The 277-nt window shown below is 47.7% G+C and carries 1 protein-coding gene; it reads right to left on the bottom strand.

The window, feature by feature from the left end; genetic code table 11:
* Positions 1–277: transposase (locus tag AAEY87_RS13940; protein WP_350657603.1), on the bottom strand; the 277-nt coding region annotated here is incomplete at both ends.

Genomic DNA, 277 nt, shown 5'->3' with positions numbered 1-277 from the left:
CTCGTACCCTTTGTATATTAAATCGTTCTGATAGCTGACCAATGACTGTTTCAACCATACGGCGTGCTTTCATTAGCCGCCTTACCACAGGTTTGGGTCTATCCTCTTTCATGTTGGCTCTGAGTGGCGTTTGTAAATCCACGCCTTGAGCGTCGTAGTACGATGTCAGACTAGGGCTGATATACCCTTTATCAGCGCCAAGCAGCCCATGAATATGAGTGGTGATTTCTGGGGCAACCGCTCTTTCATCAACATTGGCAGGAGCAAAGGTAAAGCC

Source organism: Psychrobacter sp. S1-30-MNA-CIBAN-0213 (assembly GCF_040309845.1).
GTDB lineage: Bacteria > Pseudomonadota > Gammaproteobacteria > Pseudomonadales > Moraxellaceae > Psychrobacter.
This window is presented reverse-complemented; position numbering and strand designations above follow the sequence as displayed.